The 23,214-nt window shown below is 68.6% G+C and carries 22 protein-coding genes; 6 read left to right on the top strand and 16 right to left on the bottom strand.

What is annotated here, in order from left to right:
- Position 1: 1 nt before the first annotated feature.
- Positions 2 to 358 carry an HIT family protein gene (locus ACT3SQ_RS11065; protein WP_441446129.1) on the bottom strand — a complete coding sequence of 119 codons (357 nt, stop codon included), beginning with the start codon at positions 356 to 358 and terminating at the stop codon, positions 2 to 4.
- A gap of 149 nt (positions 359 to 507) precedes the next feature.
- Between ACT3SQ_RS11065 and ACT3SQ_RS11060 the strand changes: the two genes are divergently transcribed.
- Together ACT3SQ_RS11060 and ACT3SQ_RS11055 are read left to right on the top strand one after the other, a co-directional pair.
- Entirely contained in the window at positions 508 to 1,938 is a 1,431-nt protein-coding gene (locus ACT3SQ_RS11060; RefSeq protein WP_441446130.1) for a YfcC family protein, read from the top strand.
- A gap of 69 nt (positions 1,939 to 2,007) precedes the next feature.
- The gene (locus ACT3SQ_RS11055; protein WP_441446131.1) at positions 2,008 to 2,712 is read left to right on the top strand and encodes a DNA alkylation repair protein; all 705 of its coding nucleotides are present in this window, start codon (positions 2,008 to 2,010) and stop codon (positions 2,710 to 2,712) included.
- Here ACT3SQ_RS11055 and ACT3SQ_RS11050 read toward each other — a convergent pair.
- The 5 genes from ACT3SQ_RS11050 to ACT3SQ_RS11030 all read right to left on the bottom strand — a co-directional run bounded on the left by ACT3SQ_RS11050 (position 2,656) and on the right by ACT3SQ_RS11030 (position 6,083).
- Positions 2,656 to 3,093: a hypothetical protein gene (locus ACT3SQ_RS11050; RefSeq protein WP_441446132.1), complete on the bottom strand. Its 438-nt coding sequence runs from the start codon at positions 3,091 to 3,093 to the stop codon at positions 2,656 to 2,658. The genes ACT3SQ_RS11055 and ACT3SQ_RS11050 overlap by 57 nt on opposite strands.
- A gap of 99 nt (positions 3,094 to 3,192) precedes the next feature.
- Complete coding sequence (locus tag ACT3SQ_RS11045) at positions 3,193 to 3,663, bottom strand: hypothetical protein (RefSeq protein ID WP_441446133.1); 471 nt, start codon at positions 3,661 to 3,663, stop codon at positions 3,193 to 3,195.
- 69 nt (positions 3,664 to 3,732) lie between these two features.
- Complete coding sequence (locus tag ACT3SQ_RS11040; protein ID WP_441446134.1) at positions 3,733 to 4,719, bottom strand: endonuclease/exonuclease/phosphatase family protein; 987 nt, start codon at positions 4,717 to 4,719, stop codon at positions 3,733 to 3,735.
- A gap of 10 nt (positions 4,720 to 4,729) precedes the next feature.
- A complete protein-coding gene (locus ACT3SQ_RS11035; protein WP_441446135.1) occupies positions 4,730 to 5,131 on the bottom strand; it encodes an MmcQ/YjbR family DNA-binding protein in 402 nt (133 codons plus the stop codon).
- A complete protein-coding gene (locus tag ACT3SQ_RS11030; RefSeq protein WP_441446136.1) occupies positions 5,121 to 6,083 on the bottom strand; it encodes an alpha/beta fold hydrolase in 963 nt (320 codons plus the stop codon). The genes ACT3SQ_RS11035 and ACT3SQ_RS11030 overlap by 11 nt, the downstream gene beginning before the upstream one ends.
- Before the next feature lie 280 nt (positions 6,084 to 6,363).
- Here ACT3SQ_RS11030 and dnaK point away from each other — a divergent pair, with 280 nt between their 5' ends.
- The 4 genes from dnaK to ACT3SQ_RS11010 all read left to right on the top strand — a co-directional run bounded on the left by dnaK (position 6,364) and on the right by ACT3SQ_RS11010 (position 10,606).
- Entirely contained in the window at positions 6,364 to 8,223 is a 1,860-nt protein-coding gene (gene dnaK / locus ACT3SQ_RS11025) for a molecular chaperone DnaK (protein ID WP_442331733.1), read from the top strand.
- Positions 8,223 to 8,900 carry a nucleotide exchange factor GrpE gene (locus tag ACT3SQ_RS11020; RefSeq protein WP_441446303.1) on the top strand — a complete coding sequence of 226 codons (678 nt, stop codon included), beginning with the start codon at positions 8,223 to 8,225 and terminating at the stop codon, positions 8,898 to 8,900. Before dnaK ends, ACT3SQ_RS11020 begins: the two co-directional genes overlap by 1 nt.
- Positions 8,901 to 9,026: 126 nt before the next feature.
- Positions 9,027 to 10,049 (top strand): DnaJ C-terminal domain-containing protein, encoded by a 1,023-nt coding sequence (locus ACT3SQ_RS11015; RefSeq protein WP_441446304.1) that lies wholly within the window; start codon positions 9,027 to 9,029, stop codon positions 10,047 to 10,049.
- A gap of 116 nt (positions 10,050 to 10,165) precedes the next feature.
- On the top strand, positions 10,166 to 10,606 hold the full coding sequence (locus ACT3SQ_RS11010; protein WP_441446305.1) for a heat shock protein transcriptional repressor HspR: 441 nt from the start codon (positions 10,166 to 10,168) through the stop codon (positions 10,604 to 10,606).
- Here ACT3SQ_RS11010 and ACT3SQ_RS11005 read toward each other — a convergent pair.
- From ACT3SQ_RS11005 to ACT3SQ_RS10960, 10 genes are all read right to left on the bottom strand, one after another.
- The gene (locus ACT3SQ_RS11005) at positions 10,590 to 11,849 is read right to left on the bottom strand and encodes a glycosyltransferase (RefSeq protein ID WP_441446306.1); all 1,260 of its coding nucleotides are present in this window, start codon (positions 11,847 to 11,849) and stop codon (positions 10,590 to 10,592) included. The genes ACT3SQ_RS11010 and ACT3SQ_RS11005 overlap by 17 nt on opposite strands.
- Positions 11,850 to 11,898: 49 nt before the next feature.
- A complete protein-coding gene (locus ACT3SQ_RS11000; protein ID WP_442331734.1) occupies positions 11,899 to 12,624 on the bottom strand; it encodes a TVP38/TMEM64 family protein in 726 nt (241 codons plus the stop codon).
- Positions 12,621 to 13,868 (bottom strand): glycosyltransferase family 4 protein, encoded by a 1,248-nt coding sequence (locus tag ACT3SQ_RS10995; RefSeq protein ID WP_441444397.1) that lies wholly within the window; start codon positions 13,866 to 13,868, stop codon positions 12,621 to 12,623. The genes ACT3SQ_RS11000 and ACT3SQ_RS10995 overlap by 4 nt, the downstream gene beginning before the upstream one ends.
- 129 nt (positions 13,869 to 13,997) lie before the next feature.
- Complete coding sequence (locus tag ACT3SQ_RS10990; protein WP_444601133.1) at positions 13,998 to 14,549, bottom strand: YbhB/YbcL family Raf kinase inhibitor-like protein; 552 nt, start codon at positions 14,547 to 14,549, stop codon at positions 13,998 to 14,000.
- Positions 14,550 to 14,752: 203 nt separating this feature from the next.
- A complete protein-coding gene (locus ACT3SQ_RS10985) occupies positions 14,753 to 16,027 on the bottom strand; it encodes a carboxylate--amine ligase (protein WP_444502571.1) in 1,275 nt (424 codons plus the stop codon).
- A 35-nt stretch (positions 16,028 to 16,062) separates the two neighbouring features.
- Complete coding sequence (locus tag ACT3SQ_RS10980; RefSeq protein WP_441444344.1) at positions 16,063 to 17,319, bottom strand: carboxylate--amine ligase; 1,257 nt, start codon at positions 17,317 to 17,319, stop codon at positions 16,063 to 16,065.
- Positions 17,320 to 17,399: 80 nt separating this feature from the next.
- The gene (locus ACT3SQ_RS10975) at positions 17,400 to 19,103 is read right to left on the bottom strand and encodes a glycoside hydrolase family 13 protein (protein ID WP_441444345.1); all 1,704 of its coding nucleotides are present in this window, start codon (positions 19,101 to 19,103) and stop codon (positions 17,400 to 17,402) included.
- Positions 19,104 to 19,204: 101 nt separating this feature from the next.
- Entirely contained in the window at positions 19,205 to 20,125 is a 921-nt protein-coding gene (locus tag ACT3SQ_RS10970) for a sugar ABC transporter permease (RefSeq protein WP_441444346.1), read from the bottom strand.
- Between the two features lie 20 nt (positions 20,126 to 20,145).
- Entirely contained in the window at positions 20,146 to 21,723 is a 1,578-nt protein-coding gene (locus ACT3SQ_RS10965) for an ABC transporter permease subunit (protein ID WP_442331735.1), read from the bottom strand.
- 116 nt (positions 21,724 to 21,839) lie between these two features.
- The gene (locus ACT3SQ_RS10960) at positions 21,840 to 23,114 is read right to left on the bottom strand and encodes a sugar ABC transporter substrate-binding protein (RefSeq protein ID WP_441444348.1); all 1,275 of its coding nucleotides are present in this window, start codon (positions 23,112 to 23,114) and stop codon (positions 21,840 to 21,842) included.
- Positions 23,115 to 23,214: the final 100 nt, after the last annotated feature.

Raw genomic sequence — 23,214 nt, 5'->3', positions numbered from 1 at the left:
ATCAGCGCTGCGGCCCCGAGTGCACATGGACGTGCAGGTGCTTCGAATCCTGATAGCTGCCGAGGTTCGTGAGCACTGCCGCGGCGCCATAGTCGCGTTCCACCTGGCGTGCCACCTGCTGGACCACCTCGAGCAGGGCCCGCAGATCGTCCTCATCTGCGGCGCCCGCCGAGGTGAACGAGGCGATGTGCCGCCGTGGCACCACCACCACGTGCACCTGCCAGAAGGGGCGGGTGTGGTGGAAGGCCAGTACGCGCTCATCGAGATGGACCACCTCGAGCGCTGCGGGATCCGGGATTGCGACGTCGCAGTAGAAATCGGTGCCGGTGTACGCGGGTGGCGGGATCGAAGGCTCCATATGCCCAGTATGTTCGGCCGGTTGCGTCGTCAGCACTACCTCCTCTACGCCTGCTTGTGACAGCATGTAGCGCGACTTATGAGTAAGGGTCCGCCCGCACTCTTCGGCGCAGCCAGCATGTGCCGAGAACCGACCGCCACCGGAGGATCATGTCCACCCCAGCCGCCGAGGCTCCCGTCGCCGACGAGACCGCCCCGAAGGACCGCTTCCCGCACGTCTACGTCATCCTCGTCCTGTTCGCGCTGCTCGCAGCGGTGCTGAGCTGGATCGTCCCGGCCGGTATGTACGACCGCGTCCCCGGCCCGAACGGCCGTGAAGTAGTCGACCCCGACAGCTTCTCCTTCATCGAGCAGTCCCCAGTCACGGCGATCGAGCTGCTCACCGCCATCCCGCGCGGGCTCGTCGACGCCGGGGCCATCGTGTTCTTCGTCTTCACCATCGGCGGCATGTTCGAGGTGGTGCGCCGCACAGGACTGATCGACGTCGCCCTCGCCGGCATCGCACGCCTCTTCGCCGGCCGCGGAGTCGTCGTCATCCCCGTGCTGATGGTCATCTTCTCCCTGATCGCGAGCTTCATCGGGGTGCCCGAGCTGTCGCTGGTATATATCCCGGCGATCCTCCCGCTGATCCTGAGCCTGGGCTATGACCGGGTAGTGGCCGCCGCCGTCGCGCTGCTCGGCACCGGCGCCGGCTTCGCCGCCGGGTTCCTCAACCCGATCAACACCGGGCTCGGCCAGCAGATCGCCGGGCTCGAACCCTTCTCCGGCATCGGCCTGCGCATCGCGCTGTACCTCGCCTATCTCGCCACCGCGATCGGATACATCATCTGGTACGCCCGCCGGGTCGCCGCGGATCCGACCCGCTCCGTCCTCCATGGCCACGTCGACACCACCGTGCGCGAACGGGACAAGCTCGACCTCGCCGCGACCCCGACCTTCACCGGTCGGCAGAAGGCCGCGGGCATCGCCCTTCTGCTGCTCGCCGGGCTGCTGGTGTGGGGCATCCTCACCCAGGGCTGGTTCTTCCCTGAGTTCGCGGGCATGTTCATCCTGATCGCGATCGTCGTGGGACTGGTCGCGGGGATGAAGACCAAGGACATGGCCGAAGCCTTCGACCAGGGCCTGCGAGACGTCCTCGCCGGGGCGATCATCGTCGGCATCGCCCGCGGCGTCGCGATCGTCCTCGAGGACGGCAACATCCTGGACACCATTGTGTTCGGGCTGGGGGAGTCCGTCGGCTTCCTGCCGCCGGTGCTCTTCGTGGTCGGGATGTTCCTGGTCCAGGCCGTGTTCAACCTGATCGTCCCCTCCGGCTCCGGCCAGGCGCTGGTGACCCTGCCTGTGCTCGCGCCGCTGTCGGACCTGCTGGGCGTGACTCGGCAGAGCGCCGTGCTCGCCTACCAGACCGGCGACGGCATGACGAACCTGATCTATCCCACCTCCGGGTACTTCATGGCCGCGCTCGCCGTAGGCCGGATCCCGTGGAACCGCTGGGTGCGCTTCTACGCCCCGCTGCTGGGGATCTGGGTGCTGATCTCGATCGGATTCCTGATCTTCGCGCAGCTGACCGGCTGGAGCTGACTCCGCCTCGGGCGGGGCGTCCCCGAGTCGTAGGCTCGTCGGGATCGCACTACTGACGGAGGACGCATCATGACGGGCACCATGCCGGAGAACACCGACCTCACCACCGTCGTCTCCGCGCTGCGCGACGAGCTGGCAGAGCTCGAGGACGAGCGGATCCGCGCGGTCAATGCCCGGCGCGGCGACGACCACGCCGTGAACCTCACCAAGCTCCGTGCGATCGCCAAGCGGCTCAAGGCGCAGCCCGAGCTCGCCCGCGCGCTGTGGGACGCGCCGGCCGAGGACTCCACGCCCAAGCTGCTCGCGCTCCTCATCTCCCGCCCGAAGCAGTACACCCGGGAGGACCTGGACCGGATGCTCCGGGAGGCAGGGACCCCCAAGGTCCACGACTGGCTCGTCAGCTACCTCGTGAAGAAGAGCCCGCATTGCGAAGCGTTGCGGGAGGCATGGTTCGCCGATGCCGACCCCGTGGTGGCGAGCGCTGGCTGGGCGCTGACCAGCGACAGGGTGGTGAAGAAGCCTGAGGGTATCGACCAGTCGGCGCTGCTCGACCAGATCGAGGCCGAGATGGCGGCGGCGCCGGAGCGGCTTCAGTGGGCGATGAACGAATGCCTCGCGCAGATCGGGATCACGAATCCCGAGCTGCGTGCACGGGCACGGGACATCGGGGAGCGTCTGGAAGTGCTCAAGGACTATTCGACCCCGCCGAACTGCACCTCACCGTTCGCGCCGCTCTGGATCGACGAGATGGTCCGCCGGGGCAGCGCCCGCTGAGAAGCTCGTCCTCCACTCGGTGTCCACGTCGACGGACTCCTCGATGTCCTCATCGTCCTCCTCTGTCCATGCGGAGTCCTCGTCGCTCGCAGTGGGGTTCTCCAGGCCCTTGACGACCATCGAGGACGGCAGTGAGACCACCTCGTCACTGGGCACCCGGAACAGCCGGTCTGCGACCAGCACATGGCGGCGCTGGGCGAGGCGGGACCGGGCACCGCAGAACAGATAGGTTGCGAGGACCGGGAGCGCGCACACAACGGGTGCGAGGAAGAGGCCGTAGGACCCGTCGGGCGCCCGGACGAGGTAGAGGAAGACCGTCAGGAAGCCGTCCATCATGAGCACGGCGCCAGCACCGGCCTTCAGCCTTTCCCAGCTGGTCATGATCCCTGCGAACGGGGACTTGGCGGGGATGCCGAGCTGTCTGCTCTCCTGATCGCCCGCCGCCCATCGCAGCACTGCTCGCGTGGTGGTCCGCTCCCTTCACAGCACCGCCAGGTGGGCGGGGATATACACGGCGATCAAGGCGATCGGGGCGAGCAGCAGGATCTCCGCGTCGGGGAGGAAGATGACCTCGGGCGGGAGGAGGTACGGGTCGCGGTTGGGGTCCCCTGTGAAGAAGGAGACGAGTATCCATCCCGCCGCACCGAGGACGCACACGAAGAAGAGGTGCTGCAGCCACGTCGCAGCCTGGACCGACGCCCGGTACCCGGGGACATCCTGATCGGGCAGGGCCTTCGTGCATTCAAGGCCGCGGCGCTTCAGATCCTCATCGTCCTGCGCGCTCGCCGGGACTGCGGAGAAACGCAGCAGGGCCTCAGCGGCTCCCTTCTGATCCGCCGCGCGGAAGAAGGCGACGGCCTCGGGGTCGCCGATCCGCACGAAGGCGAGCGCGTCCCGAGCGACGGGAGTGGAGGTCTGGTCGGGAGAGTCCGTGCTGTGTAGAGATGCCACTCGAGAACCCTATGCGCGTCTCCTCAGGGCGCCGACGTACGGCTGTTCTGACCGTACGCGGCGGTGCTGCTATTCGATCCTGGCAGCGACCTCGACGATCAGTGCTTTGTGATCACTGCCGGCGACCGTCTCGAACTGCGGCACACTGCCGCGCACCCTGCTGGAGACCAGCGCGTGATCGATGCGGGCGAACGACGGGGCCCACGTGCCCGTGGGCCAGGTGGGATGCCAGCCCAGTCCTTCGCCCTGTCCCCTCGCCGCGAGGTCGTACAGGTCGCCGCCTCCGGTCAGCTCCCGCATCGTGTGGTGCTGGTCGATCGCGTTGAAATCGCCGACCAGCAGCAGGTTCTCCTCGAGGTACGGCTCGGCGAGGTCCTTGACCACCGCGCCGTCGCGGGCCCAGGCGTCGGCGCCCATCTGCGGCGGCGCGGTGTGGATCACCCCGAGATGCCAGTCCGTGCCCTCGACGGTGGTGGTCGCGATCAGGTTCTCGAAGGCGGTCCCCTCGGCCCGGGCGACGAGCTCGAGCGGGGTGCGGGACAGGAGCATCGTGCCGCTCGCGTCGGTGTCGGCGGTGCCGACATGATGCGGGAACTCCTCCAGCAGGCCCGCCGCCGCGAGCGCCTCCTCGAACCCAGGGGTGTACTCCTGCAGAGCGAGCACGTCGACGTCACTGGTGATCAGCTCGGAGACCTCCTCGATGTCCGCCTGGCCGAACTGCAGATTCAGCGAGAGCACCGTGAGGGTGTTGCCGACCGCGATAGGGATGTCGGACCGCTCCTCCTCCGGCAGCAGCGGCCAGGCGAAGACCACCATCGCGGCGATCAGGACGGCGGCCCCGAGCGGCCGCCACCGGCCGCGCAGCACCAGCAGCAGCCCCAGGCAGCCCACCAGCACAGGGATCCACAGCAGCGGGATGAAGGACGAGATCGCGATGACGTAGTGATGCCAGGTGTGCAGCTCGGGGACCAGCCGCAGCACCAGGAGCACTGCCGAGGCGAGCACCCCCACCACCAGCAGCGCCCATCCCAGGATCGATACCCCCGCACGCCTCATGCGGCGGAGTCTACGGGGACGGCGTGCTGCCCGGACGCGCACCGAAGGACCCTGGATCCACGGGCCGCTTGGCTCGCGGCAGGCCTTCCACCACGAGCAGGTACGACTCGGTGACCAGCTCCCGGACCAGCTCGGCGTCGAGAGTCCCGCCCGGCTCGAGCGTGATCCAGTGCCGTTTGTTCATGTGATAGCCCGGCGTGATGTCCGAGTGGCTCTGCCGCAGCGCCTCGGAGTCCCGAGGATCCGCTTTGAGGACCACGATCGGCTCCCCGCGCACCTCGGTGAGCAGCAGGAACATCCCGCCCACGACCTTGAAGACTTCGTATTCCGGGCCGAAGGGATGGGTCGCCTCCGCAGCCGGGAGCTCCTCGGCGCGAGCATGGACGATCTCCTGCAGGGCGTCACCGTCCATGGTCCTCCTCCCCCTTCTCGGTCTCAGCAGCACGGTAGCTGCCGCCCTGAACCTGTCGGGTCACCCGGCTGACAGCCCCGACCAGATCGTGCAGTCCTGGGTCCTCAATAGGGAAGTGGCCGCATTCGCGCAGCATGACGAGTTCTGCCGGGGCGGCGATCCGGCTGAGCCAGCGTGTGCTGATCTCCACCGGTGTCCAGGCGTCCTTCGCCGGATGGGCGAGAGTCACCGGGGTGGTCATCCGTTCCGGCGGGGTGTGGCGGTAGGTGAGGTATGAGGTGAGGAATCCGAGCGGGACCTCGGCGGCTCCTCCGCGGGGGTCGGAGGCGCACAACCGCGACAGGTCGGGGCTGCGACTCATCTTCGAGAGAGCGGCGATCCAGGACATCGGGACCCGCCGTCCCGCGAAGCGTTCCGGGAGAAGCCGTGCCAGAGGGCCGCCGAGCATGCCGAGCGGGCTGAAACGCGTGATAACGGCCCGCGCACGCGGGTCGCGCGGGTCGAGCAGGGACGTGGCGACCACGGCCGCAGCGCGACCGGTGCGGGCGGCGACCTCGTAGGCGAGCATGCCGCCGATGCTGGCGCCCAGCAGCACGAGCGGCCGCCCGTCATCCTCCAAGGCCACGACGTCGCAGAGCAGGGAGACCCAATCCTGATAGCGGACCGCGCTCGAATCCGGGGACCGCGTCTCGCCGTAGAGGGGAAGATCAACCGCGGCCAGCTCCACCTCATCTGCTGGCAGGAGTGAGGCGATCGGCCAGAGCGCTGCGCTGTGGGCCCCGGCTCCGTGGATGAGCAGCACCCGCACGGGAGCATCGGGATTCTGGCGACGCGGCACATGGACGTCGTGCCTGCGCCAGCTCCACCACGTGCTCGTGGGCTTCAGCTCGACTCGATCCCGCCAGGAAGCGGGGAGGAAGTCGGCGTAGTCGGAGACGCCGGTTGAAGTCATGCCGCCACGGTACTGGTCGAGGGGGATCCGAGCTGTGCCGTGCTGCGAGCGCGACAGGAGCGCGCAGAAAGTGCCCTGCACCACATCCTTGCCGCATGGGAATGAACCTGGCCAGGACGAAGTTGAGTCTAGTGTGCTCAAGTTCAGTGATCCTTGGATTGACAACGTCGATCCAGAGTTTTCTACTTGAGCGAGTACAGCTCAAGTCTTGCCGCCGGCCCCGACGGTCGGCAGTGCACGAACCCGTTGCGGCGCACCCGTCGCAGAAAGGCAGGCTCCCATGTCCCGTGTCGTCGGAATCGACCTCGGTACCACTAACTCCGCCGTCGCCGTGCTTGAGGGTGGCCAGCCCACCATCATCGCGAACGCCGAGGGCTCCCGCACCACCCCGTCGGTCGTGGCCTTCTCCAAGCAGGGCGACGTCCTCGTCGGCGAGGTCGCCAAGCGCCAGGCCGTCACCAACGTCGATCGCACGATCGCCTCCGTCAAGCGCCACATGGGCACCGACTGGAGCCAGGAGATCGACGAGAAGAAGTACACCGCGCAGGAGATCTCCGCCCGAATCCTCGGCAAGCTGAAGAAGGACGCCGAGTCCTACCTGGGCGAGGCCGTGACCGATGCGGTCATCACCGTCCCCGCGTACTTCTCGGACTCCGAGCGTCAGGCCACCAAGGACGCCGGCACCATCGCGGGCCTGAACGTCCTGCGCATCATCAACGAGCCCACCGCTGCGGCTCTCGCCTATGGCCTGGAGAAGGGCAAGGACGACGAGCAGATCCTGGTCTTCGACCTCGGCGGCGGCACCTTCGACGTGTCCCTGCTCGAGGTGAGCAAGGACGAGGAGGGCTCGACCATCCAGGTCCAGGCCACCGCCGGCGACAACCGCCTCGGCGGCGACGACTGGGACCAGAAGGTCGTGGACTGGCTGGTCTCGCAGGTCAAGAACAAGGACGGGGTGGACCTGTCCAAGGACAAGATCGCCCTGCAGCGCCTGAAGGAAGCCGCTGAGCAGGCCAAGAAGGAGCTCAGCGCCTCGACCTCCACCAGCATCTCGCTGCAGTACCTGTCGATGACCGAGAACGGTCCGCTGCACCTGGACGAGAAGCTCACCCGGGCCCAGTTCGAGGACATGACCTCGGACCTGCTCGAGCGCACCAAGGCACCCTTCCACCAGGTCATCAAGGATGCGGGCGTCTCCGTCTCCGACATCGACCACGTGGTCCTCGTCGGCGGCTCCACCCGCATGCCGGCCGTCACCGAGGTCGTCAAGGCCCTCACCGGTGGCAAGGAGCCCAACAAGTCCGTGAACCCTGACGAGGTCGTCGCCGTCGGCGCCGCGCTCCAGGCCGCGGTCATCAAGGGTGAGCGCAAGGACGTCCTGCTCATGGACGTCACCCCGCTCTCCCTCGGCATCGAGACCAAGGGCGGCGTGATGACCAAGCTCATCGAGCGCAACGCGGCCATCCCCACCAAGACCTCCGAGGTCTTCTCCACCGCCGAGGACAACCAGCCCTCCGTGGCGATCCAGGTGTTCCAGGGCGAGCGTCAGTTCACCCGGGACAACAAGCTGCTCGGCACCTTCGAGCTGACCGGCATCGCCCCCGCGCCGCGCGGCATCCCGCAGGTCGAGGTCAGCTTCGACATCGACTCCAACGGCATCGTGCATGTGACCGCCAAGGATCGCGGCACCGGCAATGAGCAGTCCATCCAGATCACCGGCGGCTCCGCCCTGTCCGATGAGGACATCGACCGCATGGTGAAGGACGCCGAGGAGCACGCCGCCGAGGACGAGGAGCGCCGCAAGAACGCCGACGCCCGCAACACCCTCGAGCAGCTCGTCTACCAGGGCGAGAAGCTGCTCAAGGACAACGCGGACAAGATCCAGGACGGCGACAAGACAAAGGCCGAGGACGCCATCAAGGAGTCCAAGGACGTGCTGGCCAAGGAGGACTCCTCGACCGAGGACCTCGAGGCCAAGCGCGACTCCCTCAACGAGGCGCTGCAGGCCGTCGGCACCGCGATCTACTCGCAGGCCGAGGGTGCGGAAGGTGCCGAGGGCGCTTCCGAGGACGCTGCCGGTGCTGACGATGACGACGTGGTCGACGCCGAGATCGTGGACGAGGACGAGGAGAAGAAGTGATGACCGAGGGCCAGAGCACTCCTGAGGACCGCGAGCGGCCTGAGGGCGAGCCGAGGTTCTCCTTCACCGACAAGCGCAAGGTGAACCCCGAGGACGGCTCCGTCCGTCCCTCGGGGTCCACCCCCGCGGCGGAGGCGCAGGGCGGCACCGACCCGGTCGACCCCTTCGACGCCGAGGCTGCGGCGCTCTTCGAGCAGGCCGCCCAGGGCGGAGAGGACTCCTCACTCCCGGCCGACGCCGGCCGAGTCGCCGAGCTCGAGGGCCGGGTCACCGAGCTCTCCGAGCAGCTCAAGCGTGAGCAGGCGGAATACGTCAACTCGCGCCGGCGCATCGAGGGCGCGGCGGAGGTGAGCAAGGACGCGGCAGTGGCTCGCGTCCTCGGCTCGCTGATCGGCGTGCTGGACGACGTGGAGCTGGGCCGCCAGCACGGCGACATCGTCGAAGGCACCCCGTTCCACTCGATCGCCCAGAAGCTCGAGGAGGTCCTCGGTTCGCATGGCCTGAAGCGCTTCGGCGCCGTGGGGGAGCAGTTCGATCCGAACCTCCACGAGGCCCTCATGCACGAGGACGCCGATGACGTCGAGACCAACACCATCTCGATGGTCATGCAGCCCGGCTACTCGATGCACGAGAGGATCCTGCGACCGGCCCGGGTCGGCACCCGGGGCCCCGCCTGACCCTCCCCACCCCTGAGGCGGTGCGGCGCCCGCCGGTCATCACGACCGGCGGGCCCCGCACCTCCCTCTCCGTATCGCACACAGCACCAACCCCCTCACCATCCCCGCTCTCGGAAGGAGACGCACATGTCCCAACAGGACTGGCTCGACAAGGACTTCTACGCGGTCCTCGGCGTCTCCAAGGACGCGAGCGCCCAGGACATCAAGAAGGCCTACCGCACCCAGGCCCGCAAGTACCACCCCGACCACCACCCCGACGACGCCAAAGCTGAAGAGAAGTTCAAGAGCATCGGCGAGGCCTACTCGGTCCTCAACGATGAGGAGCAGCGCCAGCAGTACGACGCGATCCGAGCCATGGGCGCCGGTGGCGCACGCTTCTCCGCCGGCCAGGGCGGTCCCGGCGGGGCCGGATTCGAGGACATCTTCTCCTCGATGTTCGGCGGCGGCGGCCACCCCGGCGCTCGCCCCGCCCCCGGCGGCGGCGCCGGCAACCCCGACATCGATGATCTGCTGAAGATGTTCGGCGGCCAGGGCGGCGGCTTCGGCAACGGCGGTTTCGGCGGCGCCGGTCCCGCCGGCTTCTCGCCGAATCGCGCCCCGGCGAAGGGCTCCGACACCTCCGCCCGCACCCGGGTCAGCTTCCGCGATGCGGCGCTGGGCACCGATCTGCGCCTGACCGTCGACGGCAGGACCATCACCACGCGCATTCCCGCCGGCGTGCACGACGGGCAGAAGATCCGCCTGCGCGGCAAGGGCCGACCCGGCCCCGGCGGCGCGCCCGCCGGCGACCTGCTCCTGACCCTCGACGTCGAAGAGCACCCCGTCTGGAGCGCCGACGGCGTGAACCTGCGCATCACGGTGCCGATCTCCTTCGACGAGGCGGTGCTCGGCACCACCGTGGCGGTCCCGCTGCTCGACGGCGACACCGTCTCCGTGAAGGTCCCGCCCGGCACGCCCTCCGGTCGTACCCTGAGAGTGCGGGGCAAGGGACTGGTCACCAAGAAGAAGACCGGCGACCTCCACGTCACCGTGCAGGTCGCGGTCCCCACCCACGTCGACGGCGCGGCGAAGCAGGCCATCGAGGACCTGCGGGCAGCACTGGCCGACGAGGACCCCCGCGCCGGCCTCACCGAGGCCGCGGCCCGCTGAGCATCCACGTGCTGAGCACGCGCCTGCTGAGCACCCACCCTCTGAGCACCCGTCTGCTGAGCACGATGAGCTGAGAACGCACCCGCACGCTGCAGAGCTTCGGAAGGAGCATCCCGATGGCCTTCTCGCACCGCCTCGATGACCGCGCCCCGGTCTTCGTCATCTCGGTCGCGGCGGAGCTGTCCGAGATGCACCCGCAGACCCTGCGCCAGTACGACCGTCTCGGACTGGTCGTCCCGCAGCGTACCCGGGGACGCGGCCGCCGTTACAGCCCCCGCGATGTGGTCCGCCTCCAGGAGGTCCAGGCACTCTCCCAGGACCAGGGCATCAACCTCGCCGGCATCAAGCGGATTCTCGAGCTGCAGGACGAGGTCAGCGAGCTCGAGGGCAAGCTCGAGAGCGTTCGCGAGAAGCTCGGCGCGTTGACCCCCGCTCAGCGGCGCGTGTTCTCCGCCGATCGGGACGGTGAGATCAGCGCTCTGCGCCGCGGTGAACGTCCCCGGCGGCGCAGCAGCGGCAGCGCGCTGGTGGTGTGGCGGCCTACTCGCCGGTCCTGATCTCGCCACTTCTGATCGCGGAGGCGCTCCCGACTGCGGGAGTGCTCCCGACGGCGGGGGAGCTGGTGACTGCGGCGGTGCTGGGAGGAGTCAGCACCCCGGCGAGGTGGTAGATCTCCTCGAGCTGCAGCGCCACCTGGGCGAGGTCGACCCCCTCGGCGGCCTGGCGACCGGCAGCGGTGAGGTCCTCGAGCTCTCCGGCGAGCAGCGCGGAGAGCTTCCGGGCGACCTGACCCGCGAACTCGGGCCCGTCCCCGCAGACCTGGTGCGTGAGCACCCCGTCGGGCATCGCGTCGCGGTACAGCGGGATGCCGCGCACCAGGGTCGGGATCTCGGTGGCCAGCGCCTCCCAGAGCACGATCCCCTCGGTCTCCTCCTTGGTGAGGAAGGCGAAGACATCCGCCCCGGCGTAGGCCTCCCGCAGCCGGTCCGCGTTCACATAGCCGGGGAACAGCGCATTGGGCGGGGCACTCGCCAGTGCCCGCTGGACCTCGGCGGTGAGCAGGCGCGGGTCCGTGCGCCCGAACCAGACGAAGCTCACCTCAGGCAGCTGCCGGGCGACCTCCACCCAGTCCAGGATCCCCTTGCGCACCAGATGCATGCCGACGCTGATCACCACGGGGGCGTCGGGGGCGAGTCCGAGCCGGTCCCGCAGCTGCGCCCGGGCCGTCGGATCCGCCCGGAAGAAGCTGGTGTCCACACCGTTGGAGAGCACCCGGATCGGTGCCGAGATCCCGTACTTCGGGGCGGAGACGAGATCTCGCGAGTAGCCGCTGGGGGTGATCACCACGTCGCCGCGCCGGTACAGGTGCGCGATCCAGCGCCGGAACAGCGGGGCGAGCTGATTCGACCCGGTGAAGGAATCCCGGAAGTCATCCTCGGTGGAGTGGGCCCATACCAGCACCGGACGTCGCCACAGCCGTGCCCACCGCGCCAGCACCGGAGTGTCCGGGAAGGGGGTGTTCAGGTGCACCGCGTCGAAGGGGCGCAGGGGAGAGGTGACCACCTGATGGCCGAGCGTGCGCACCGCCGACTCCTGATGACGCATCGCCGCGCCGATGCCCGATTCCCGGGCCAGGCCCGTCAGCCCGCGCGGCATCAGCACCCGCAGCGGCTCGTCCGGATGCCGGACGCCGCGCGGCCCGCCACCGGGGAGCACGCCGTGCGCGAGCCGATCCAGCCGGCGCAGGGCGCGCTCCCGGAGAGGGGCGGGGCGCCGCAGGGCGCGAGATCTCATGAACATGTCGTGGCTCCGTTCACCAGGGCAGGAAGTGTCACCAGGGCAGGAAGCGTCACCAGGGCAGGAAGCGCATCACCAATGCGCTGACGCCGAGCCCATAGGCGATCAGAGCCCACGGCTTGCACAGCAGGATGATCCAGACATAGGTGCGCCACCGCATCTTGGTGGTCCCGGCGATGTAGCAGAGCAGATCGTCGGGGGCGATGGGCAGCGCGATCGCGGTGGCGAAGGCGCGCGTGAAATGGGGGCTGCGGGTCCAGCCGAGGAACTTCTCGACTGTGCGCGGGCGGAACAGCCGCTCGATCAGCGACAGTCCGACGTGCCGGGCGATGAGGAAGTTCAGCATCGAGCCGGCAGTGACCGCGGCGTAGTTGTAGAGCGTGCCCTCGACTGCACCGAACAGGACCGGGCCGGCGAGCACCAGCAGCCCGCCGGGCACGATCGGGAACACGACTGAGGCGACGGAGACCACCATGAAGACGATCGGTCCCCAGGCCCCCAGCGTGTCGATGAACGCCTGCAGATTCTCGAGCGACTGCAGCACTCCTGTCTGCAGCCCCCACCAGATCAGCCCGACGCTGAGGCCCAGCCCCAGCAGCGGGGAGAGCTGGGCGGCGATCCGCAGCGGATCCCGGCGCGGGCGAACCTGTGACGGGCGAACCTGCGACGGGCGCACCGGCAGCGGGCGAACCCGGGGCGGGGCCGTCCGCTCACGCACCGGCGCAGGCAGCGGGCGAACGGTCTGGACGATGGGGAGGCTGTCGGTGCTGGTGCTCATGCTGCGACCGACTCTCGGTGGTCGATCAGCGGGGGACGCTGCGCATTGACCTGCTCGTACACATTGAGCACGCTGCGCGCGAAATCCTGATCACCGAAGGTGGCATGGGCGTGCTCGAGCGCGGCCACGGACATCTGCTCGCGTCGCAGCGGATCATCGAGCAGGGCGCTCAGCTGGTCCGAGAACTGAGCGGCATCCTGGTACTGCCAGCCCGTGCGGCCATCGATGATCACGTTCGTGAGCGAGGGATCACGACGGGCGAGCAGTGGCAGCCCGACGGCCATCGCCTCGATGAAGGTCAGTCCCTGGGTCTCGCTGAGGGAGGCGCTGACGAACACGTCCCCCACGCGGTACCAGCGCTGGACCTCGGCCGGATCCACCACCCCGGTGAAACGGACCCGGTCCGAGATGCCGAGCGAGACGGCATGAGCCTCGAGCTCGGCCCGGTGGGGTCCATCGCCCACCATCACCAGCACGACGTCGGGGCGGTCCGCTGCAGCGACCATCTCGAGCACCTCGTCGAGGTTCTTCTCCTTGGCCAGGCGGGAGATCGAGATCAGGACCTTCTGCCCCTCCGCGATCCTCAGCTCCGCGCGCAGCGCGCGGATGTCCTCACGCTCCTGCTGGCTCTGTGCCGGGCGGAACTTGCGCAGGTCCAGGCCGGTCGGGATCACGTGCAGCGGGCGGTGCACGCCGTAGCCGCGGAGCAGCCCGGAGACCTTCTCGGTCGGCACGATCACGGCGTCGGTCCCTGCGAGCACCCGGCGGGAGAAGGTCTCGACGACCTTGCGGCCCATGGTGCGGCTGGGGGAGTAGTAGTGGGTGTAGTCCTCGTAGATGGTGTGGTATGTGTGCACCAGCGGCACCGAGAGGGTGCGGGCGATGCGACGGGCCCACACATACGTGGAGAACTCCGCCTGTGAATGGACGACATCAGGTCGCCACTGCAGGATGTCGCGCAGCACGCGGCGGCTCGAGGGCATGCCGATCCGCGCCCGGTCGTAGACCAGCGCCGCGGAGACCGAGCCGATGCGGTAGACGCCGGGCTCGTGATGGGGACGGATTCCCTGGGAGAGTGTCAGCACCCGCACGTCGAGGCCGAGCGCGACGAGCCCGCGCCGCAGCGTCTGGACGGAGGCGACCACGCCGTTGACCACGGGCTCCCACCAGTCGGTGGTGATCAGTACGCGCAGGGGGCGGCGCGGCTCGCTCATCGCTCGGGGACCGGGGCGCTTCGTCAGCATGTTCACGTCTTCAGCTTCCCACCCCGGCGTCGAGCGCGCGTCCGCCGTGCGGGGGAGACGTATCAGACCGAGGTCTGATACTTGACCTCCGTGGATGCTCTGCGATGTCGGCCCGTTCATGTTTTGAGCCTACGACCGGTCCCGATGCGGTGATACGGGGCGCGCCCGACCCGTCGCGGAGAGTTTCCCCCTAGTGTTTCCACTCGTTACCTGATAACGGGCTGTAAACGACGCAGAGCCGAGCTGCTGGGAGAAGATCGCGAAACGGGCACCCACATGCGGGTCCTGCGGAGCGATGTCCAGAGTCTCCACGGGCAGGGCGTGGACGGAGAACTGGTAGCGGTGCGGGGCCCCGGGCGGCGGCTCCGGGCCGTCATAGCCGTGGTTGCCGAAATCGTTCCGTGCCTGCTTCAGCGAGGAGTCCTCACGGGACACCCCGAGCGGCAGCGAGCTCTCCGACGCCGGAAGGTCCCACGCCACCCAGTGCCAGAAGCCGGAGCCCGTCGGGGCATCGGGGTCATAGCAGGTGATGGCGAAGGAACGGGTCCCCTCGGGAGCATCGCTCCAGCGGAGTTCGGGAGAGAGGTTCTCACCGCCGAGGCTCGCGACCAGTTGCTGCGGAGCCACCACCGAGCCGCTGGGGGTGGCGTTCGAGGTCAGAAGGAAAGTGGTCTCGGTCATACCCGCCAGACTAGGCAGGTCCGGTGGGGATGTCGACCACCTGCCCGTCCCCGCGAGCTGAAGGCTCAGATGCCGCCGGCCGACGGGTCAGAAACTGGAAGCCGCCGGCCGACGGGTCAGAAACTGGAAGCCGCCGGCCGACGGGTCAGAAACTGGAAGCCGCTGGCCGGAGGGTCAGGAAACCTGGGCCGCCGGCCGACGGATCAGAAACCGTGAGCCGAGGGACGGGGATAGTGCTGCAGGAACTTCTTGACCTGGTTCGCCATCGCGGTGAGGACGTAGAGGCGCCGCCTGCTGCCCTCGACCCCGTAGGCCAGGGGATGGACGGTGCCCTGCGTGCGGATCTGCTGGACCCGGTCCCGCAGGTCCGGGTCCACGATGTAGCGCCGCAGCAGCGGCCAGGGGACGATCGAGTAGAGGATCTCCTTGCGCGGCACCAGGCGCGTCAGTTCCCGCTCCTCGATGAGGTCTGCGACCACCGGCTCGGCGACATTCGCGCCGGCAGCGGTCATGTAGTAGTTGTTGCGGCCGATGCGGGGATTCACCTCGAAGAACTTGGCGACGCCATCGCGCGGGTCGATCTTCACATCGAAGTTCGCGTACCCGCGGTAGCCGCTGTGCTCGAGGAAGCGCACCGACTGCTCGAACACCTCGGGCAGGTCGGTGGTGAACATCGCCGCGGGGTTCCCGAGCGCACCCGGGGTGTGCTCCTCGAGCAGCACCTGAGCGCCTCCCAGCAGGGTGACCGCGCCCTGGGTATCGACATAGGCGGTGACCGAGAGCATCGCGGTGTCATCCCCCGGGATCATCTCCTGGAGCACGAAGCGGTCCCGGTACCCGGCGGCGGTGAGTCGGGAGATCAGGTCCTTCAGCTGGTGGACATCCTCGATCTCGAACACCTTCCGCTTCCCGGGGAAGGAGACCGCGTTGTACGCCGAGGATCGCGACGCCTTGGCCACCAGCGGCCAGCCCAGGTCCAGCTCGGGCAGCTCAGGAGCGGTCCCGGAGGCGAAGTCCAGCACCACCGTCCGGGGTGTGGGCACGTCGATCTCGGTGCACATCTTGGAGAATGTCGCCTTGTCCGCGACCGCATGCAGCACCTCATCGGCCAGCAGCGGCAGATGGAAGAGCTTGCCGAGCTCCTCGCGGTGGGCGGCGATCAGCGCCACCAGGAAGTCGGCATTGGCCAGCAGCACCGGGCGGGTGCCGGAGGGGCGCGAGGCCTTGTCCGCACCGACCTTGAGCAGCGCCTGGACCATGTCCTCCTCCGAAGCGGACATCCCCAGCTCGACCGTGCGCAGGATCGAGGAGTCCGCGACCGGCCCGGCGACCTTGCGGGTCACCACCGTGGAGACGGTGCCGTACTTCTCGTGGAAGGCGCGCGCGAGCGCATAGATGCCGATGTCACCACCGAGCAGCACCAGATCGACCTCAGCGCTCGGCAGAGCGGCATACGGGCGGGGCGGGGTGTCGGGCATCGGGGGAGGACCTTCCAGGGGGCTCGGACCGGAGCTCAGAATCCGGTGTCGGTGGGACGCGGGTAGACGGCGCGGTACTTGCGCACGAAGTTCAGTCCGGAGACGACCGAATAGGCACGCATCCACAGACCTTCCGGACCGTACCGGAAGGGGTTGCGCAGGTGGGTGCGCGCCACGCGGCGGACCCGCTCGGCCAGAGCGGGATCGCGCACATAACGCAGCACCAGGCGCAGCGGCAGGATCGTGTAGAGGACCGGAGCGGTCACCACCACCTGCTCGAGATCCCGGCCGTGCACACGGTCCTCGACCACGTGACGGGCCACGGACTCCCCGGCGGCGGTCACGTAGTAGTTGTTGCGGCCGATGCGCGGGTTGATCTCGAAGAAGCACTCCCGGCCGGTGCGCGGGTCGATCTTCACGTCGAAGTTCGCGAAGCCGACGTAGTCCACCGCGTCGAGGAAACGCTCGGCGGCGGTGGTCAGCGACGGGAAGTCCCCGGTGATCATCGCCGCGGGCCGGCCCAGCGCGTCGGGGGTGTGCTCACCCAGGAGCACCTGCGCGGCGCACAGCAGGGTGACCTCTCCGCGACTGCTGCGATATGCGGTGATCGAGCGCTGGGCGGTGTCATCGCCCTCGATCAGCTCCTGGAACAGGAAGCGCCCGGTGAAGCCCGACTCCCGCAGCCGACGCACCAGGTCCTGCTGCTCGGCGGCGGATTCCAGGAAGAACACCTTCTTCTTCCCCGGGAACTGCACGTGGTGATACTCGGCGGTGTTCGCTGCCTTGCCCACCACTGGGTAGGACCAGGGGAGCTCCTCCCCGCCGTTCCAGCCGGGCTCCGAGGTGCGGGAGAAGTCGACGATCACCGTCGGCACGGTGCCGATGCCGAGCTCCTCGCAGATCTCCGCGAACTCCGCCTTGTCAGCGAGGCGGGAGAGCAGCTGCGCATCGACCTGGGCGAGCAGGTAATGCTGCTCGAGATCCTCCCGGAAGCGATCGATGACATCGATCAGGGAGTCCGCATTGGTCAGCAGGAGCGCCGGCCTGCCGGCCGGCCGCTGCGAGGCGAGATCGATGAGCGCATCGCGCATGTCCTCATCGCTCGCGTCGGCGCCGAGGACCAGCAGGTCCGAGGTCACGGTGCGCTCGTTCATCGCCACGGGGACGCGCACCACCGTGGTGCAGCGCATCGCGTACTGCTGGTGGAACGCGATGGTGAGGTTCAGGGAGTTCAGCCCGGCCCCGAGCACGACGACGTCGAATCCGGGGTCGACCGAGGGGGAAGGACGCATGGAGGCGATCCTAGCGGCGCGATCACGCCCGACCGCGGAGGACGGCGTCCTCCGGCGGCCGGGCGTGATCCGTGCGACGTTCAGGAGGTGCGCAGCCACACCGCCGTATCCGCCGGGACCGTGCCCGGGGAGGTGGGGGCGGAGGCGACCAGGACCTCGGCCGAGGCGAGATCGCCTGCGACCGAGGAGGCCGGCAGCTCGACCTGAGCGTCGGTGGTGTTCACGAGGATCGTGACGTCACCGCGGATCACGCCGAGCACTCCGGCGGGGAGGTCCTCGGCGAAGACCACCGCGGCATCGGGACGGCCCAAGCCCAGCTCGCGACGCAGGTGCACCGCCGTGCGGTACATCTCGAGCGTCGAGCCCTCCACCCCGTCCTGGGCGTCGGCGGCCAGGGGACCGAAGGCCTCCGGCTGCGGCAGCCAGCTCTTCCCGGTGGGGGAGAAGCCGTAGCCCGGTGCGTCCTGCGTCCACGGCAGCGGCACGCGGCAGCCGTCGCGGCCGGGCACGCCGGCCCGCAGATGGGAGGGGTCCTCGCGCAGCTCGTCGGGGATGTCGCTGACCTCGGGCAGGCCCAGCTCCTCGCCCTGGTAGAGGTAGGCGGAGCCGGGCAGGGAGAGCATCAGCAGGGTCGCGGCGCGGGCGCGGCGCAGGCCGAGCTCCGCATCGGGGATTTCGTCGCGGCGCAGCCCCTCGCCGAACTCGTAGTCCGGGGCGAAGCCGTAGCGGCTCGCATGCCGGATCACGTCGTGGTTCGAGAGCACCCAGGTGGTGGGGGAGCCCACCGCATCGGCCAGCGCGAGCGGCTTCTCGATCGCCGCGCGCATCGTCTCCACCCCCCAGCGGGCCTGGAGGAAGCCGAAGTTGAAGGACTGGTGCGCCTTCTCGTCGCCGATGTACAGCGGCAGGCGGTGCTCGGGGATCCAGGCCTCGAGCACCATCATGCGGTCGCCCTCGTAGGAGTCGAGGATCGGGCGCCACTCGCGATAGATGTCCAGCACGCCGTCGTTGTCGAAGTAGATCGGCACCTCGCCTTCGGGGATGTCGATCAGCCCGGTGGAGTTGACCGTCGCATCCGGCAGTCCCTCGGGCTTGATCATGCCGTGGGCGACGTCCACGCGGAAGCCGTCGGCGCCGCGATCCAGCCAGAAGCGCAGCACGTCCTGGAACAGCTCGTGCACCCGCGGGTTCTCCCAGTTCCAGTCCGGCTGGCTGGTGTCGAAGATGTGCAGGTACCACTGGCCGGGCGTGCCGTCGGCCTCGGTGACGCGGGTCCAGGCGCGGCCGTGGAAGATCGAGGTCCAGTTGTTCGGCGGCAGCTCCCCGTCCTCGCCCTTGCCGTCGGCGAAGACGTACATGTCTCGCTCGGGCGAGCCGGGCCCGGCCGCGAGCGCCTGCTGGAACAGCACGTGCTGATCCGAGGAGTGGTTGGGGACGATGTCCACGATGACCTTCAGACCCAGCTCGTGGGCGCGAGCGATCATCTCGTCGGCGTCGGAGAGCGACCCGAAGCGGGGGTCGACGTCCTGGTAGTCCAAGACGTCGTAGCCGCCGTCCTTCTGCGGGGAGGTGTAGAAGGGCGAGAGCCAGATCGCGTCGACCCCGAGATCGCGCAGATAGGGCAGGCGGGCGGTCACGCCGGGCAGGTCGCCCATGCCGTCGCCGTCGGAATCGGCGAAGGAGCGGGGGTAGACCTGGTAGACGACGGCATCACGCCACCACTGCAGGTCCGGGGAGGTCTGCTGCTCGGCGGTGCGCGCAGCGAGGGAGGTCTGGGGGGTCATGGCGGTCCTTCCGGTGGAACAGGGGGTGATGCGACGCGCCGCACCGACTGGCCCGTGCCGACGGGCCAGGTGGGTGCGGCGAGGTTCGGTGGGCGGGCGGGTCAGCCCTTGACGGCGCCGGCGGTCGAGCCGCCGACGATGTATCGCTGCAGGAACTGGTACAGGATGATCACCGGGACCATGACCATGACCGAGCCGGCGGCGAAGACGCCCAGATTGTTGGAGCGATCCGAGGAGAACATGCCGTACATGCCCACGGCGAGGGTCTTCTTGGAGTCGTCGGTGAGGAAGATCGAGCCGATCAGGAACTCGCTCATCGAGCCGACCAGGGCCAACAGCAGCGTGGTCGCCAGGATCGGGGTCATCGAGGGGACCAGGATCTTGCGGAAGGCCTGCCAGTGGGTGGCGCCGTCGATGATCGCGGCCTCGTCCAGGGACTTCGGGATGGTGTCGAAGAAGCCCTTGATCAGCCAGACCTGGCCGAAGGCGCCCCCCATCAGCACCGCGATGTAGCCAGCGAGGGTGTTCAGGCCCAGCATCGGCACCGCGTCGCCGAGGTCCGAGATCATCGTGTACACCGCGATCATCGACAGGATCGCGGGGAACATCATGATCAGCAGGACTGCGAGCATGCCGCCGCGGCGGCCGCGGAAGCGGAAGCGGCTGAAGGCGTAGGCGGCCAGCAGCGAGAGGAACACCTGACCGGTGGCGACGACGCCGCACACGATGATGGTGTTCAGGTACCAGCGCAGGAAGTTCGCGCGCTCGCCGCTGAGCATCGCCGCGTAGTGATCGAAGGTGACGCCCTGGGTGGGGACCAGGCCGGCGGAGGTCAGCGAACCGCTCGGGTTCAGCGATGCGGAGATCACGAACAGGATCGGGAAGACGGCGAAGATGACCGCGAACACGCCGACGACGTGCCGCCAGCCGATCTCGGTGAACCAGCGACCGAAGGGCATGCGGTGCTTCGCGCCGACCTGCGGAGCAGAAGTGCTGACGGGCGGAACAGTGGTGGAGCTCATGATGGACCTCTCCCGCGGGCTCAGTTGACGTCTTCGAGGACGTTGGTGAATCGGAACTGGATGGCGGCCAGGACACCGGTGAGGATGAACAGGCACACGGAGACCGCGGAGGCGAAGCCGAAATCAGCTCCGGAGCCGCCGAAGGCGATGCGGTAGACCATCGAGATGAGGATGTCCGTGGAACCGCGACCAGAGCCGTCGGGGAACGGACCGCCGCCGGTGAGCAGCTCGATCGCGTTGAAGTTGTTGAAGTTGAAGGCGAAGGAGGAGACCAGCAGCGGGGCCACGGCCACCAGCAGCAGCGGAAGCACGATCTTCGAGGTGGCCTGCAGCGGAGACGCGCCATCCATCCGGGCGGCCTCTGTCAGCTCATCGGGGATCGCCTGCAGAGCGCCGGTGGAGACGATGAACATGTAGGGGAAGCCCATCCACAGGTTCGTCAGCAGCACCGCCGTCTGCGCGAGCGTCGGATCGCCGAACCAGTTCAGGTTCAGCCCGAGCGTCTGGTTGATCAGACCGAACTCCTGGTTGTAGAAGTTCGACCAGACCAGCAGGGAGATGAAGCCGGGGATCGCGTACGGCATGATCAGGATCGAGCGGTAGACGCGGCGGCCCTTGAGGCGCTGATCGTTGAGGATCAGAGCGAGGGCGAAACCGAGCGCGAAGGTCAGCAGCACCGAGCCGGCGGCGAACACCAGCGTCCACACGAAGGCGGAGACGAACTGGTTGGCCACGGTCGGGTTGGTGAACAGCCGCTCGTAGTTGGAGATGCCCACGCTCTGCAGCCAGCTCTGGGAGAAGGCCCGCTGGCCCTCGGAATCCACGAAGTACTCCTCGTCGCCTATCACGCCGACGGTGTACACCTCACCGGTCGCGGTGTCCGTGATGGCGTCCGCAGCCTCGTCGTACTGCAGCACCGTGGTTCCCACGAAGGCCTGGTTCACGCCCAGCGGGCGCACGGCGGTGGACTCGTCCACCGGTACGGCCAGCTCCATCAGCTCGTTGTAGATGGCGTTGACCTCGCCCGCGTTCAGCACGGTCATCCCGTCGACCTCGGTGACGCGGCCGTCGACGACGGTGACGTCCCCGGCGGGGACCTCCTCGAGCGCGTTCTCGGCGTCGCCGCTGAGCACGGTGCCGGCATCGGGGTCGACCAGGAAGAGCTCGTAGGGGCCCTCGGCCGCGGTGCCCGAGGTCGCCACCGTCATGGCGTAGCGCGGGGCGTCGGGGCTCTGCTGCACCGAGCTCGCGATGATCGAGCCGACCGCCTGCTCCTTGGTGCCGCGGGTGCCGTCGCCGTAGTTGGTGAAGGAGTAGCCGACCGTCAGGGCGATCGGCAGGATCAGGAAGACGGCGAGGAAGACCGAGCCCGGGAACAGGTACTTGCCCGGCACGAAGCGCTTGGTGGAGTAGAGGACGAATATCCCTGCTGCGGCGAGCAGGAGCACCGTCAGCCACATCCATGACTGCTGGGAGATCAGCACCGGGGCGATGAACACCGTCAGCGCGAGGGTGATGCCGAGCACCAGGACTCGGGTGACCACGGCCGGGACCGACGTGGACCGCGTCCGGTGCGCAGGGGCGTGCGTCGAGGTCATGAGGCGACTGTGCCTTTCAGGGGATCAGGGCGGAGTGCAGGGTGGCGGGAGGCGAGGACGCCGATCGATCGTGCCCGCCACGAGGGCGGCGGGCACGATCGATCGGCTCGGGGACGTCAGCCGATCGCGGTGGCGATCTCCTCGCCCGCCCCCTCCATGGTCGAGTGCGGGTCAGCGCCGCCGACGATGTTGGCCTGGGCGATGCCCAGCGGGCCCCAGATCGCGGCCATCGCGGGGATGGCCGGCATCGGATCGGCGGCCTCGGCGGCCTCGGCGAAGATCACCACGTGTTCGTCCGAGGCGGCGATCTCCTCGCGCAGCTCGAGGTTCACCGGGGGCAGAGGGTTCCCCTCGTACATGGCCTTGGCGACATCCGGGGAGGAGGCCACATCGGTCATGAACTGCTGGGCGAAGCCGGCATTGGCCGCGTTGGAGGCGACGTAGAAGGAGTTCACGCCGGCGAACGGCGCGGCATCCTCCATGCCCTCGAAGCCGGGGATGGGGGAGATGGTGAACTCGAAGCCCGCATCGCGCACGTCGGCCAGGGCCCACGGACCCGAGATCAGGTACGCGGACTTGCCCTCGGTGAACAGCGAGATGGAGTTGTCGCCGTTGATCGAGTTCTTCAGCACGCCCTGCTCGCCGAGCTCGGCGATCTTGTCCGCCGCGGCGAGGGAGCCCTCCTCGCCCACACCGAGGTCGGAGGGGTCGAGGCTTCCCTCGGAGTCCTTGCCGAACAGGTAGCCGCCGGCCGAGGTGTAGATGGGCTGCATGTGGTACGGGTCGCCCTCCTCGCCGATCGGCAGAGAGAGGATGTTCTCGGCGCCGCCGGCCTCCGCCGCGGAGATCAGCTCCTCGAAGGTGGAGGGGGCGGGGGTGTCGGTGAGGTCGTGGTTCGCGTAGAGCGCGAGGGTCTCGACCGCGTAGGGCACGCCGTAGGTCTGGCCGTCGTAGGTGACGGCCTCGATGCCGATCGGCGCGATGGTGTCGCCGACGTCCGAGGGCAGCTGCACCGGGGCGATGGAGCCGTTCTGGACCAGGTTCCCGATCCAGTCGTGGGCGCCCATGGTGACGTCCGGGCCGTTTCCGGCCTGGTTGGCGGTGATGAAGTTGTTCTGGAGCTCGTCACCGGGGACAACCTCGACGACGACCTCGATGCCGTTCTCCTCGCCCCACGCCGTGGCGGAGGGCTCGAGTGCGGGGGCCTTCTCCTCGTCGGCCCAGATCACCAGGCGGCCGGAGGAGTCGCCGCCGGCCTCGACGCTGCCACCGTCGGAGGCGCCGCCTCCGGTGGTGCCACCGGAGGACGAGTCGTCGCCGCATGCGGCGAGGACGGTCATGGAAGCTGCGAGGCCACCCAGTGCGAGGAAGCTCTTACGACGGATCTGCACGTCTTCTCCTTTGAATCGTGGTCGTTCTCGACCGTTGTCAGGTCTGTGCCTGATGGGAGCACCGTAGACCCTTAGGCCATCTGTGTGCAAGAATGTGCAA

The sequence above is a fragment of the Brachybacterium sp. AOP42-C2-15 genome, assembly GCF_052377065.1.
Lineage (GTDB): Bacteria > Actinomycetota > Actinomycetes > Actinomycetales > Dermabacteraceae > Brachybacterium.
The sequence above is the reverse complement of the archived record's forward strand: the minus strand, read 5'-3'. Positions and strand labels throughout refer to the sequence as shown.

Excerpts from the sequence above, each read along its gene's own strand:
- ACT3SQ_RS10980 (WP_441444344.1), bottom strand. The coding sequence starts at position 17,319 with ATGCGTCCTTCCCCCTCGGTCGACCCCGGATTCGACGTCGTCGTGCTC.
- ACT3SQ_RS10985 (WP_444502571.1), bottom strand. The coding sequence starts at position 16,027 with ATGCCCGACACCCCGCCCCGCCCGTATGCCGCTCTGCCGAGCGCTGAG.
- ACT3SQ_RS11050 (WP_441446132.1), bottom strand. The coding sequence starts at position 3,093 with ATGACCAGCTGGGAAAGGCTGAAGGCCGGTGCTGGCGCCGTGCTCATG.
- dnaK (WP_442331733.1), top strand. The coding sequence starts at position 6,364 with ATGTCCCGTGTCGTCGGAATCGACCTCGGTACCACTAACTCCGCCGTC.
- ACT3SQ_RS10970 (WP_441444346.1), bottom strand. The coding sequence starts at position 20,125 with ATGAGCTCCACCACTGTTCCGCCCGTCAGCACTTCTGCTCCGCAGGTC.
- ACT3SQ_RS11035 (WP_441446135.1), bottom strand. The coding sequence starts at position 5,131 with ATGGACGGTGACGCCCTGCAGGAGATCGTCCATGCTCGCGCCGAGGAG.
- ACT3SQ_RS10965 (WP_442331735.1), bottom strand. The coding sequence starts at position 21,723 with ATGACCTCGACGCACGCCCCTGCGCACCGGACGCGGTCCACGTCGGTC.
- ACT3SQ_RS11060 (WP_441446130.1), top strand. The coding sequence starts at position 508 with ATGTCCACCCCAGCCGCCGAGGCTCCCGTCGCCGACGAGACCGCCCCG.
- ACT3SQ_RS11055 (WP_441446131.1), top strand. The coding sequence starts at position 2,008 with ATGACGGGCACCATGCCGGAGAACACCGACCTCACCACCGTCGTCTCC.
- ACT3SQ_RS10990 (WP_444601133.1), bottom strand. The coding sequence starts at position 14,549 with ATGACCGAGACCACTTTCCTTCTGACCTCGAACGCCACCCCCAGCGGC.
- ACT3SQ_RS11030 (WP_441446136.1), bottom strand. The coding sequence starts at position 6,083 with ATGACTTCAACCGGCGTCTCCGACTACGCCGACTTCCTCCCCGCTTCC.
- ACT3SQ_RS11040 (WP_441446134.1), bottom strand. The coding sequence starts at position 4,719 with ATGAGGCGTGCGGGGGTATCGATCCTGGGATGGGCGCTGCTGGTGGTG.
- ACT3SQ_RS11065 (WP_441446129.1), bottom strand. The coding sequence starts at position 358 with ATGGAGCCTTCGATCCCGCCACCCGCGTACACCGGCACCGATTTCTAC.
- ACT3SQ_RS11020 (WP_441446303.1), top strand. The coding sequence starts at position 8,223 with ATGACCGAGGGCCAGAGCACTCCTGAGGACCGCGAGCGGCCTGAGGGC.
- ACT3SQ_RS10975 (WP_441444345.1), bottom strand. The coding sequence starts at position 19,103 with ATGACCCCCCAGACCTCCCTCGCTGCGCGCACCGCCGAGCAGCAGACC.
- ACT3SQ_RS11015 (WP_441446304.1), top strand. The coding sequence starts at position 9,027 with ATGTCCCAACAGGACTGGCTCGACAAGGACTTCTACGCGGTCCTCGGC.
- ACT3SQ_RS11010 (WP_441446305.1), top strand. The coding sequence starts at position 10,166 with ATGGCCTTCTCGCACCGCCTCGATGACCGCGCCCCGGTCTTCGTCATC.
- ACT3SQ_RS10995 (WP_441444397.1), bottom strand. The coding sequence starts at position 13,868 with ATGCTGACGAAGCGCCCCGGTCCCCGAGCGATGAGCGAGCCGCGCCGC.
- ACT3SQ_RS11000 (WP_442331734.1), bottom strand. The coding sequence starts at position 12,624 with ATGAGCACCAGCACCGACAGCCTCCCCATCGTCCAGACCGTTCGCCCG.
- ACT3SQ_RS11005 (WP_441446306.1), bottom strand. The coding sequence starts at position 11,849 with ATGTTCATGAGATCTCGCGCCCTGCGGCGCCCCGCCCCTCTCCGGGAG.